Annotated in this window: 5 protein-coding genes; all 5 read right to left on the bottom strand. The window is 42.4% G+C overall.

What is annotated here, in order from left to right:
* Positions 1-238 precede the first annotated feature (238 nt).
* The 5 genes from KDU71_RS08645 to KDU71_RS08625 all read right to left on the bottom strand — a co-directional run bounded on the left by KDU71_RS08645 (position 239) and on the right by KDU71_RS08625 (position 13,883).
* Positions 239-1,126, bottom strand: a complete 888-nt coding sequence (locus KDU71_RS08645) for a Calx-beta domain-containing protein (protein WP_212189692.1) — start codon at positions 1,124-1,126, stop codon at positions 239-241.
* Between the two features lie 30 nt (positions 1,127-1,156).
* Positions 1,157-2,524, bottom strand: coding sequence for a RagB/SusD family nutrient uptake outer membrane protein (locus KDU71_RS08640; RefSeq protein ID WP_212189690.1), 1,368 nt, complete (start codon positions 2,522-2,524; stop codon positions 1,157-1,159).
* Positions 2,525-2,591: 67 nt separating this feature from the next.
* Positions 2,592-5,669, bottom strand: a complete 3,078-nt coding sequence (locus tag KDU71_RS08635; protein ID WP_212189688.1) for a SusC/RagA family TonB-linked outer membrane protein — start codon at positions 5,667-5,669, stop codon at positions 2,592-2,594.
* A gap of 179 nt (positions 5,670-5,848) precedes the next feature.
* Entirely contained in the window at positions 5,849-6,277 is a 429-nt protein-coding gene (locus KDU71_RS08630; RefSeq protein WP_212189686.1) for a DUF4625 domain-containing protein, read from the bottom strand.
* A 79-nt stretch (positions 6,278-6,356) separates the two neighbouring features.
* Entirely contained in the window at positions 6,357-13,883 is a 7,527-nt protein-coding gene (locus KDU71_RS08625) for a S8 family serine peptidase (protein WP_212189684.1), read from the bottom strand.
* Between the last annotated feature and the right edge of the window lie 8 nt (positions 13,884-13,891).

Here is a 13,891-nt window from a genome sequence, read left to right as displayed (position 1 = left end):
AAAATCTTCACAGATAGTTTTCCAATGGAAAACAATTAATCTGGGTCAATCTGCGCAATCTGTGGTCTTAATAGTAAGTTTAAATGCGATTGCCGTGAGTTTCTATGCCTATGGGTAAAAACAGCCGCAAAACCAGACAGCACTCATTCAGAACCAGCAAACAAAAAAGCCACCACAACTCGTTAGTTGCAGTGGCTTCATACAAAAACCAAAACCTTTAGTCTATATTATTTGGTCTTTACTTTTTCAGTACAGGATTAATGTACAGGTCCTCATAATACCCTTCATTCGGACCACCTGTAAACGCAATGGCAAACGGATTGCGGAAAACAATATCTCCTGTTACGGGGTCAATATCCCCTATTAAATAACCTTCTGTGATAATTCCACCAGGTGTCTCATCGTCACCAAACATGGTTAGCACATTTGTACCGTCATTGTAGGTCTGCTGACCGTAAGCAATACTAACTGTCATGGCTTCTAAATCAACTGTTCCCTTTACTTTGGTTGACAAAGCAAAATCTTCATTATCGCGATAATACCCAAGCACAATGCCCACTTCAGTATCACTGCCCTCAACAGAGAATATTTGATTGACTTCCTGCAGACCATTGCCATTCCATGGCGAATCATAATTCAGTGTATAGGAGCCTAACACTGATGCCAGGGGGTGTTCATCATCAATGATGGTTACTAATACTTTAGACTGCTTACCATCAGCCAGTCCCAGGTCAGCATTAATATCATTGGAAACCATGGTCAGATAAAACTGCTTATCACCATCGGTCTCGTCATTGTCCATCACTTTAATCGAAACTTCCTGGAAATACTCCCCACGAAATGTAATCGTTTCATCCCCCACTATTTCAAAGTCAAGGCCTTCTATTGCCGGATTATCCAATCCTTCACTGTCTGCTGCCAAAACTACCGTACCAATAGCCTTGCTTTTGGCGATATACAGACTCAAGTCTAATCTGTCTTCTGAGTTCTCACTTATGGACGCACTCTCAGCCTCAAAAGCAAAGTAGGCATCCTGGTCATCAAACAGTTGCTTATCAGCTTCGCCACATGCCCCAACGAGCAATGCAATAATGGCGAGAAATATATATTTCACTATGTAATTCATAATTTTATTGTCTTTTCAGATAACTACTAACTATTCTGTATAACCTCCGTTTTGAACCATGTTATCATTGGCAAATATTTCTTGCTGAGGAATGGGAAATACAAATCGATAATCGCCAGCCGGCAGATTCTTTGCGGTTGTTTCCGAATCCTCATCTAATCGACTAACACCTAAATTCCAGCGTTTAAGGTCGTAAAAACGATGGCCTTCATAAGCAAGCTCACGGCGTCTTTCCAGCTGCAGTGCTTCCATGGCCTCTGCGGCAGTATTAAAGCTCAATAAAACAGGGTTGACCAAACGCTGACTACGCAGATTATTTAATTCTGAAGCCGCTTCATCCAACATATCTTTTGCGATATATGCTTCTGCCTTAATCAATACAAGTTCTGATACCCTGAAAACTTTTAAGTCAACAACGTTTGGCTTATCATTGGGACGACCATCATGCTTTATAACCACATCCTGCCCTCCTGAATTCTTGCCAAAGAAGGCCAGAGCACGTATGTCGCCATCTTCATACTGATTCATTAAATCATATGACGGATGAAAGAAGATATCGCCATTTGAGCTACGTGTATAGTAATCGCCAAGCGTACCGTTCTCGCGAAACAGTTTAAAAATAACCTCAACGCCTTCAGTAACGGCATCATCCCACACTCCTGTATATTCATCACGATTGGCCAGGCGCACACCTGTTTCAAGGCATTTATCAGCTGCTTCAATGGCTAAATCCCAATTGCGCATATATAATCCTACACGTGCTTTTAATGCATAGGCAGCTGCTTTGGTTGCGAAATAGCTTCCCTCAGCTTTATCAGGTAAAGACGGCAGTGCTGCGTCAATATCACCCAGTATATTCTTATAAACTACCCCTTGTGGCAAACGTGCAGGTGACTCTACACCTGCTTCGTATTTATAAGGGATACCCAGCGGATCATTCGAATCATAGTTTTTACAGTACAGACGCACAATTTCGAAATGAGCATAAGCGCGTGTGAAAACTAATTCGGCTTTGATTCTTTTTACATCTTCATCTTCCGCATCGAATCGCTCTGCCACCTCTAATATGCGGTTAGCACGGTCTACCAAAGTAGCGTTGCCATTCCAGGTACCACTTAAATCACCAGTTGAGGCATTATAAGTCCAGTTATGAACCTGTACTCCCTGGCCGGTGTTACTCAATGAGTAGCGTAAATCGTCGCTGGCCCAGTCACTCATACCTACAATACCATGACCTCCGTAAGTACCCATAACCCCAACAAGGCCTTTTTCAAGGTCTTCAATTGTTTCAAATGCTTTATCGCTACTAATTGAATCAGTTGGTTCTATATCTAAAGAACAACTTGACATTAACAGCATTCCTGCAAAAAAAGCAGTGATTATATTTCTATTTTTCATGTGTTAAATTTTATTACATATTGTCACATGGAACTCCCAGTGAATTTTAGCTTGAGATATGTATATCTTAGAAGGTCAAATCAAGACCAAGGGTGAAAATTCGGGGAGTTGGATATTCATATTGGGCAATATTATTACTATCCTCAGGATCAAAACCAGTCCATTTTGTCCAGGTAAACAGATTCTGACCTTGTCCATAAAGTCGCATACTTTTTATAAATCCAACTTTACTCAACACCGTTTTAGGTACATTATAAGCAATCATCAGGTTGCGGAAACGTAAATATGAGGCGTCTTCAATATCTTTTGAAGAAAACTCGCGCTGAGAGTGGACCCCTTGGATTTCGGTCATGTCACCTGGTTTTTGCCAGATATCTAACATGTTGGAAGACATGTTGAACTGCGCAAAATTGGGATTCTCCTGGAAGAATGACTGGTTGTTGAAACGATAAAACCCTTGCGCAAAGGTGAAGTGAGCACTCAACTCAAATCCTTTATAACTCACCGAAGTATTAAATCCGCCAAAGAATGGAGGCTCAGATGAACCAAAGTCTGCCACATTATTATCGGCACTATAGTCAGTGGTAACCTGTCCATCTTTGGTATAATACATAGCATCACCGGTTGCAGGATTAACACCGGCCCACTGCACAATATAATGCGAATTAATAGGCAAACCGACGCGAACGATGGATGTTCCCTGCTCAAATTCCTTTACCTGCCCCAGGTCAGTAATCTCATTCGCATTGTATGACAGGTTGGTTCCTACCGTCCATGTTAAATCGCGGTTACGAATGATGTCGTAATTAATCAGTAACTCGGCACCACGGTTACGCATCTCACCGGCATTGGTGGTTTGGATATTACCCGGAACACCATCCCATGCGGAGAAGGTTTGTTGAATAAACAAATCAGAGGTTCTGTCATTATACAGATCAATCGAACCATTTAAGCGATTATTAAACAGGTTGTAATCAATACCCACATTGAACTTGTGAGCCACCTCCCATTTGATATTCGGGTCTCCGGCTTGTGCTAAGTAATAGCCCGGATTACCGGCATACTCGGTGTTTGACCAAAGCGTTTTTGATTCAAAATTGCCAATGCCTTCCTGGTTACCAGTGGTACCATAACTGATTCTGAACTTCAGATTATTCACCCAATCAACCTGGCTCATAAAGCCTTCGCGTGCCACATCCCAGGTAAAACCTGCTGAATACAAAACAGCGTACTGATTATTCGTACCAAAAGCAGAAGAACCATCGCGACGTAAACTTCCTGAGAAAGTGTATTTACCATCGTAGGTATAGTTAACCAATGAAAACAATGAGAACAAAGCACGCTCACTTTTATAACCACTTACTGTTGGGATATAACCATTGGTATCTGTACCAGGCGTAATAGTTGCTGGTGTTTCAGGCAATTTCGGATCCAAGCCATAACCTGTATAACCAAAGTTGAAATATTCCCTGTTTAAATATTCTGTTCCGACAACGGCCGATACAGTATGGATATCATTAAAGACTTTTTTGAAATCCAGTGTATTGGTGAAACTGGTGGCCGTGCGACGACTAAAGGTTTCACTGATGGACCCATCGCGTCCCGGAGCACCTTCGCCCAAACTGTTTGAGTAAAAGCTATCAGGACTTACCCAGCGCTCATACAGGCTATGACGATAATCAATACCGTACTGGCTTTTGGCAGTTAAATAGGGTAATACATCCCACTCCAGTGTAAAGGCCCCAATAAACTTTGTTTCCTCCTCCTTATTGGTAGAGTTGGCCATCATATCCAAGGCATTGGTTCCTGTTTTACTATATGGGTTGTACAAACTATTATTTTCGTCCTCAGTTAAATGGGGGTTCACGTAACGATAATGCCCGGCTGCTAATTCGCCATCTGCATTGTAAGGCTCTTCCCACGGGTTAGCTAAATAAACGGCAGCATAAGGATTACTTAGCGCCACGCCTCCTTCACTCTCGATATGGTTGATCTTTGATTGACCAATGGTGGTGTTAATACCCACTCTGATATTTTCAAACAGCTGATGATCCAGGTTAAGTCGCCCGGTATTTCTGTTTAGGTCAGAACGTGGTGATAAACCTTCCTGGTAGTAGTTCTGGTAAGACACATAGTATTTAGTCTTTTTATTACCACCCGAAAAATTTACTTCATTGCTCATTGTTTTACCATTGCGGTAAAACTGATCCTGCCAATCGGTATTAATCTGACGTAATCGATTTAATTCGGCCACCTGAGCTGCCTGCGCTTCAGGACTTAACAGTTCGTAGTTGGGGTTCATTGGACTTAACTCCCAGCCCGGACCTTTTTTAGCAATTTGCTCAAACCACAGTTTTTCTGATGAATTCATCATGTCAAACTTCTCAACGCCTTTGATAGAAATACCTGACTGGTGACGCACATTAACCGTTGAAGTACCTTCAGCACCACTTTTGGTAGTAATTAAGATGACACCATTACTGGCTCTTGAACCATAGATAGCTGTTGATGCAGCATCTTTCAAGACACTTACCGTTTCAAAATCATTCGCATTTAAACTGCCAAACACACCCGGCTCAATAGGTACACCATCAACCACATATAAAGGCTCATTGGAGGCCATAATAGAGCCCGTACCACGGATTCGTACTTTGGTGTTGCTCGATCCGGGCTGCCCTGAACCGCTCGATATTTGCAGACCTGTTGTTTTACCTTGCAGCATCTGGTCAAAAGTGGCAACGGGCATCTGTTCCAGCTCTTTGGCCGACACAACAGAGATAGCACCTTTCAGACCTACTTTACCTTTACTACCATAGGCCGTTACAACCACTTCATCCAGGTCTTTACTATCGCTCTCAAGCACAACGTCAATTACATTTCTTCCTTCAATGACTTGTTCCTGGCTCGACATTCCAATAAAAGAGAAAACCAGTGTGCCGGCATCTGCCGGTACCGACAGATTATACTGCCCGTCTATATTAGTGACAGTACCAATGGTGGTACCTTTTACCAACACAGATACACCCGGCATGGTAAATCCATCATCTTTATTAGTTACGGTTCCTGTGATGGTGCGCGATTGAGCTTGCAACAAGCCAATACTCACGCAGCACAGCAAAGCCATGAATACGAAAAATCTTTTCATAGATTTAATAGATTAATTAATAGTTGAATTTATTATACACCTCATTATCAGGTGCTGTATCATAGGTTTCGTGCAGCTCGAATACCACCTTTCATCTAACGTTTAATAGGTAGCTGCTTAGAATTAATGAAGAAACGGGCAGGCAATAATACCTGCCCGTAAATATTTATAATGACATATTACTCTATGGTTAAAACCATGTTATAATTGGCAAAATTAAATTGCTTGTCAACCACCATAAACTCCAGGTTGTATACGCCCGACTTGATATCCATCGGGATAGCTTCACCAAATAATTCGTATGCCGAAAGATTTTGACTTTTGCCTGATAATTCAATGACTTCGCTTGTTTCCCAAGGTGTATTCCAGCCCTTCAGTACTTGTGCTTCTTCTATGGATACCTCCACATGCGACAGCTCATTATCATCTTCGAATGAAGCATTAACAATTATGGATTGTCCTCTTTGATAAACTGTTTCTGTTAATGGACTTGTAAAAACGGCTGTTGGAGCCATACTATCGCCAGGTTCATCTTTAGAGCAAGACCCGCTTAACAGGCCAACCACCATTATCAGGTATAAAGTGGTTCTATATATTTTTTTATTCATCTGATTGCATTTTTTCTTAAACCAAGGAGTACCCAAAGAGGCACTCCATTGGTTTAACTATTAAAAAAACCTAACCCAATTACTTCTTAATTAACTTGTAAACACTTGATTCTGAATCATGGTAAATCTCCAGCAGATAAATACCATTCGACAAGTCATCAATATTGACTGTGTGCTTTTGTGATGCACCCCAGTTAAACTCCTTCTCCTTAACCAGTGTTCCTGCTGCATTCATGATACGAATACGAACTGAAGCCACATTAGCCGAACCATGAATGTTGATAACCGAAGAGGCAGGATTTGGATAAATTTCCCACTGTGCAGCATCCATGTCATCAAACCCGGTACGGTGTATCACCTTCACATTGAAAACATGCTCAGTAGTGGCATTATGAATATCCGTTGCCACAACAGTAACGGCAATCCCTTGTTCACTCACCATCAATGGCTCCAGCTTTAGCTTGTTGCCTGACAGGAAGACGTCGAGGATGGATAAATCGGCACTATATACTTCATAGCTGACTGCTTCGCCATCCGGATCGGTGAAGTAAGCATCCAGTTCAAAATCAACCACTCCGTTCTCCCACACCATCTGCATATCATCAAGCACGGTTGTCATTTCAGGTGCACGGTTTACATTAATAACTTCTACCGGTATCTCCAGTACACTAGCATTATTGTGAACATCTGTACCTGTAATAGAAATCACATTAACTCCCGCTGAAACATAATCGGGCGAATATGTAACTGTTATCGTATTCTCTGCGACAGCTAAGGTAACCATCTCATTGGCTTCCGTCAGTTCAAAGTTACAGGCATCACCTTCGTAGTCGCTTGCTGTAACATCAAAACTTATAGATGTGTTTTCTTCAACAGACAACACGGCATCCGGGTCAATGGTAAATGATGGTCCCTGGTTCAATCGCAGGTACATTGAACGATCAACCGTCGGATTCACAGGATCATTCGACTCAACAATCAGCTTCGCATAATTATCAGCATCCATTACTCCTGCCGCGTTGAACTCCATTTCAACATTCAGTGACTGTCCCGCTTCTACAACACCAGTTATCGGCGAAGTAATGCGTACCCATGAAGCAGATACATGTTCCTTTTCAAGCGCTTTAATCATCCAGGCATATCCTGCCAGACTTTCTACATCGGTTACATCCAACCAGCCATCGTCGGTTGGGAAGAAGAAGCGACCTGCAACAGGTTCCTCTACCACCGCTGTTCCTTGTGGATATTCTACTCCCAACTGGTAAGCGATAGCAATATAGAATTTCTCATTCGGATAGAACTGCTGTGGTTCATCCAGTTCGATGGTGACAAAACCACCACCTTCAACTGCTTCATCAAGACTATGTGTATAAGTTTGCTCTGTAAGCACCTTTGCATCTTCGAAACCAGTGCCTCCAGCTAAGACATATACTGTCATATCTGATGTTAATACATCCTTAGGATTATACCATGTTTTAACATGCGATAATTTAAACCCTTCGGCTGGTGCACTGAAAACAATACCCGGCATAAAGGCCTGTCCTTCGCCATAGCCGGTGAAGATATCAGCTGCTGTTTTTGTATCGTATTCCAAAGTTGTATCAAAAGCTTCATTGCTCTGGGCATATGTACTCACCACAGGCACACTATTTTCTACTGACTGCAGCTGCGCCATTGGAGCCACACGACTATATACAGCTGCTGCAGGTTCACCTGTCCGGTTGTAATCAATCGACAAACTATATTCAAGCGGCCCCTGTCCATTCACATTCGATACGGTTAAACTACCTGTTTCTGTATGTGCCTTCGTGTTGGCCAGAATGTTAATGTCTGCTCCTTCGATAATAGCAGCCGGAGCTTTAGATACGCTTGCTGTAACAGGGATTAGCACTTGTCCTTCAGGCAAATCAGTATCGAGCACTAAGTTGGTATTGATGGTTGCTATGTCGCCACCAGGTGTTAAAGCTACCCTGAATTTTTTTGATGTTCCAGGTGCTATCTCCACCCAGCGCGCATACTGGATATCCTGCCAATACATAGGGGCCCCGGGGAAACGACTAGAGTATACCTGACCGGCTAACTCTGTTGCATCTTCGAAGAAGATTGAGAAAAGTAGTAACGATTTAGTGCCTGGATTGGCTACTTCAAACTCCTTATAATAACTCACCGGATTGAGCTGCCCATAATTATCTTCCGTTTCATAGGCCATTACTTCGCCAAACTCCAAAGTTGCTGGCGCTTCAATAGCTGCCTGACCAATAACATCCATATTTACAGGAATACTAATCTTTGGCTGATCCGGTGTATTATTAATGATATTAAGCTGTCCGGAATACCAGTTTTCATTGAGTGCCACCGCATCCAACGCTATATCAAATGTTACAGCACTATTTGCCGGCACCACTCGCTTTTCTGCAGGTGATAACACCACGGCCAGTTCATCTTTTAAATAGGTTTGATAACCAGCCACCAGCACTCCGTCATCACCGGCTGCATTCTCTAAGCCTACAATACCCAGGTGGTACCATGTATCCATACCTCCGGCCTTGTACTGGTATTTAATAACACCACTCGTATATATGATGGCCTGGAAACTATAGTTTGACCCCAATCCATACTTGTCGAAGCACTCGTTCCACTGAACCACAATGCGATCTTCATACAATTTGTGGTAAACACCCGACACTAATGCCTCTTCTTCATTTCGGTCGTAGTTATGAACTCCGAAATAGGGTGCTATCAAACTGTTTGGTTCTGTTGTATTCGGGAAAATATCAGGACCAATATATGGTGGATTAATACGAGGCTCAACAGTTGTTATAAGGCCTTGCCAGCTAATCCATAGTTTATTTGTTGGCTGATTATAGAGCTTTATTTCGAAAGGCAACTCTACTTCTCTCCAAAGCTGCTGATGCTCCGAATACCATGACATTGGTGTTCTGACTCCATCTTTCACAATGTCATCCCAATCGAAGACAATCCCACTTTCCCACTCATCGGATGTGGCATAGCTATAAGCGAATTCAGGTAGCGACAATGGCGCCACTGTCTCCTGCTCATATACCCAATCATTACCACTAATCAACAACTCAAGGTCGCTATTACCATTGTTGGTAATGGTTAGCGGGCGTACCACTTTTTGTCCGGCATCCAGCACTTCATAGAACTCTGTTACATCAACCTCTATTTGAGGTGCATCCAGTACTTCACCAGTACATGCAACATTAAAGACCGTACCATCTGCACAGGTAATCGTGAGCTCATCGCTTAAAGTTGCAACAGCATCAGTTACCATATTTACTTTGATGTATTCTGATGTTTTTGCCTTCAGCACTTTTGGATAGGTATTTCCGATGGCAAAACCAGCTCCTGCAAAAGTAGCAGACGTAATCTCAACATCTTTATTTCCGCTGTTTACCAAAGTAACAATCTGCTCTGCAATTGCTCCTGTAAAAACCTGTCCGAAATTCACATTCGTCCGATCAATATTTGGTTCGGCTACACCACCAGCATTAACATTTACTTTCACAGTAAAAGGCGTAGCCTCGGCAAATGGGTCGTTACTTAGGATGGATATATGCTGATATAGCTGGCCCTCGTTAACAGCTGATGTATTAATATCGACCGTTATCAGTTCTGATTCACCTGGAGCTATGTAACCAGACGTTTTAGATAAGGCTGCTACTAATTTTGTACCAGGGTATTTTACCTTAAAAATAGTCTCGTTACTGGTTAAGACACCTAAGCGATCGTAACCAAATTGAAAATCAGCTCCACTAATGCGGAATTCATCATCATACGCCGGATTAGCAATACCTATCAAGGCCTCATTAGTATCCCAATGGGACATATTCTCGATGTCTTTGAAGCGAAAATCAATATCGCCGTTATTGAAAAGTACAATCTGGAATGTTCCCGATTCATAAATACTCCAGGCCTCTTCAAAGAAGACATCAGTATACTGCACAATCACCCTGTCACCATACTTTTTATAGTGGATGGACCCCCGGCGATTAATATCAAAAGGCCAGCCTAAAATTGATATGGCACCTTTAGGCGAACAGCGCGGGTCAAAGTTTGGCGGCGAACAATTGCCAAATGGCCCATTTTTGTCTAAGGTTAAAATCCCGTTTCGGGTAATATACAAACGCTCAATCTTATCGTCATAGAATGGAAACTGAAAACCCAGCTCCAATTCTTTATAGGTATAATTCGGATGTACATCCTTGAAATAATCAGATACATCAACACCGGTAGTTGTAATATCCTCCCACTCGAAAGGTACCGCTACATTACCATTGTTATTAGTCTCATAGGTATAACCAAACTTATGACGCAAACTATCCTGACGTGTCAAAGGCTGATTATCATAGGCGGCTATTTTATAATTTAACGGGTATTCGCCCACATTGGCAATGCTGAATGTGGTGGTAGCTGTTTCGCCAATGGCCATATCTGCTAATACTTGCTCAGCAGGGCTTACTTCTATTTTAGCCGGATTGACACCCACGCCAAACAATCGTATATCATGCGTATGACCTTTCTGATCGGTCAGTGACAAAATTGCATTGTCGTTACCGGCACCGTTAGGGGTGTATTTAACCGTAATATAGCCATAATCGCGTGCATCAATTGAGTAATCATTGGTAACAACCTCAAAAGTCGCATCAGAAACGCTTGTTGATATACCAAAGAAGTTACCATATCCAAAATTAGTAACCGGGATAATCAGTGTTTTGGAAGTACCATTAAACACACTACCATAATCAATTACATCAATATTACGTAAGTCGGGCTGCTGCTCCGCAACTCGCATACTAATGCCCAGGCGCGATTCTTTCTCATCACTATCATTAGATTTAACCAGAATATTGGCACTGTAGTTTCCATTAATTAAAGTAGTACCATCTACATTCAGGTTCACTTCCTGAGATTGGTTGGGTTCAACACTTCCTGATGCAGGTGTTAATGTGATGTACTCACCCAGGTATTTATTATTACTTACTGCAACAGTTGACCAGGTATAAAAGTCATCAATCAGACTACTCAATGGGTGCCATGTGTTACCCATATCAAAGCTCATATAACTATAATCAGAATATGAAGGATCCAGTTCTACCTGGGCACCTAAACAGTAGGTGTTGCCCACTGGTACGTGCAGCACTACCCAAAATGTTTGACCATAACTGAAATGCAACTGCTCCATCAACTGCACATTCATATCATAGGGATCTGGCGAATAGCTTTCCACTTCCTGGGCCATTATGAGCTGAGCATCGTCCAGCGTTTCTCCTTCATATATCTCCATCACCATAGGACCTGTCTCTGGATCATGGCGAACGAACATTTCCACATTTGTTAAGTTGAATCCATCCTTTCGATCTACGAAAAATTTCATGGCCGATGAATTCGTCAACGTTACATCTCCTTCACCAATAATGAATATATTACCATCAGCAAATCTGATCTCATCCTTAAAACCTGTCAGTTCAACAGCACTTAATGTTGAAGCAAGTGAGTGATTTGAACGAGAAGGAATTTTTTGAACGTTATAAGATGACTTACCAGCTAATGCATTGGCTACCGGATACTGTATATCTAGCGCATTATAATCCAGGTAATGTGATTTATGACGCATCACACCTTCCCATTTTAATAATCCTTCATCCAGGTTCTCAATCACAAATTTGCCTGTGTTATCCTTAAAACCATTGGCTTGATTAAGAGTGTAGGTGAGTGGATCCGTTGGAATATTAATATCAGGCCCTGCATTAGTTGTGCCCGACACATTAGCCGATAATGCTGATTTATTGGCCCATCGGTCCATTGAGCGGATGGCAAAATGATAGGTAGTAAGTGGTTCGAGACCTGTTACCTCAAACTGTTTTAAAGTTCCTGCGGCATCAATATTATTAATACTCACCAACTTAGCCTCGTCAATATTACTTTCCGTTATCTGTTCTGTATGATAGAATAGCTGGAAATTAGAAGGATAGCCATCATCACTATCAGCTGGCACGCTCCATGTCAGAGTTGCAAAGTCCTGAGCGATACCGGCCAGAGCTAAATCCGTAACATTATCGGGAATAATACCTTCATTCTTCTTCAATACCATGGCAGCATCAATGTAACCCACACCTAGTTTACCCTCAAAATCGGGATTAAATTGATCAATATCGTGAGTTGAGCTCTCCAGGTATAAACGTAATTCATCAGCCGTAAAATTAGGCCCGCCATGTTCAGATACCGCCAAAGCTGCTATTCCAGATACATGTGGACACGCCATAGAAGTACCTTGCATATAAGCGTATGAGTTATTAGGCGCCGTACTTAACACGCCTGCTACCTGGCTCACCATTTGATCTCCACCCGGAGCCGAAATATCAACCCATGTACCATGGTTCGAATAATGCGCGATTGTATTATCCGGCCCAAGTGCCGCCACACATAATGTTTTATCGTAATAGCCAGGATACATTTCGGCATCTACAAAATCGTTACCGGCAGCAAAAATGACGATACCCCCCTTCATGGGGCTACCTTCGTACATCCCGGCTTCAGCAATAAAATAATCAATGGCCGCTAATACTGTTTGTTCAACAACTCCGGCTGATTTATAACCCCATGAGTTTTGCGAGATAACTGCTCCATTATCAGCACCATATACGATAGCTGAGGCAAATCCTCCAGCTCCTCCGGCCGAAGTAAATACCTGCGAGGACATTAGACGTGCGCCATCACCATTACCAGTTCCTCCGGCTACCCCGGCTACTCCAATACCATTGTTATTTACAGCTGCCACTGTTCCTGCTACATGAGTTCCATGGTCGTGTGCAGTGATTGAACCAGTTGCATCAGCAAAGTTAAATCCATATATATCATCCACATAACCGTTGCCATCATCATCCTGACCGGCTGTACCATTCAGCTCGGCCTGGTTCACCCACAGGTTATCTTTCAGGTCGGCATGTTCTGTATCAATACCACCATCTACAATACTAACAATCACATTTGGCTGACCAGCTTGCGTTTTCCAGGCCTCATAAACATTAATATCTGCTTCAGGAATACTTGGAGTAAGCGTGCCGGTATTTTCATAGTGCCACTGCTCAGCCAAAAACTGATCGTCAAATGGCGCATTGGCTGTACTTTTTAACGATGAACCATTATAAGGTACTGCTTCGCCTTTAATATGCACTTTCTGGTAAACAGGTTCTGCTATTTCCACTTCGGCACTCGCCTTATAGGCTGCAACCGCCTCCAATGGATTAACGGTGTTATCAAAACGCACCTCATACCACAAATCCAATCCATGCTTGCGATGCTTTGCATCGTGCTTTGCTGAATAAGGGAATACACGCTTCATGTTTGATGCCTGCACTTGCTGACTGGCCGCATCAAAGGCTTCAATACCGGTTGATAGTATACCGGCTTGTTTGGTCGACTTCAGACTTTTAAGTGTTGTGGAAAGCTCGCGCTTGAACTTTACCCTTACAACACCATCGTGCATACTTGCATTAGGCACTTGTGCTGCAAGACTGCCAAGTAGCAGTATCAAGCAAAGCCCTGTAAGCATGACTTGTTTCATTTGTAATAACTTCATCATAGATTTTT

Origin of the sequence: Carboxylicivirga sediminis (genome assembly GCF_018156225.1) — a bacterium.
Lineage (GTDB): Bacteria > Bacteroidota > Bacteroidia > Bacteroidales > Marinilabiliaceae > Carboxylicivirga > Carboxylicivirga sediminis.
Note: the sequence above shows the minus strand (reverse complement) of the source record. Positions and strands in the feature narration are given on the sequence as shown.

Excerpts from the sequence above, each read along its gene's own strand:
- KDU71_RS08645 (WP_212189692.1), bottom strand. The coding sequence starts at position 1,126 with ATGAATTACATAGTGAAATATATATTTCTCGCCATTATTGCATTGCTC.
- KDU71_RS08625 (WP_212189684.1), bottom strand. The coding sequence starts at position 13,883 with ATGATGAAGTTATTACAAATGAAACAAGTCATGCTTACAGGGCTTTGC.
- KDU71_RS08635 (WP_212189688.1), bottom strand. The coding sequence starts at position 5,669 with ATGAAAAGATTTTTCGTATTCATGGCTTTGCTGTGCTGCGTGAGTATT.
- KDU71_RS08630 (WP_212189686.1), bottom strand. The coding sequence starts at position 6,277 with ATGAATAAAAAAATATATAGAACCACTTTATACCTGATAATGGTGGTT.
- KDU71_RS08640 (WP_212189690.1), bottom strand. The coding sequence starts at position 2,524 with ATGAAAAATAGAAATATAATCACTGCTTTTTTTGCAGGAATGCTGTTA.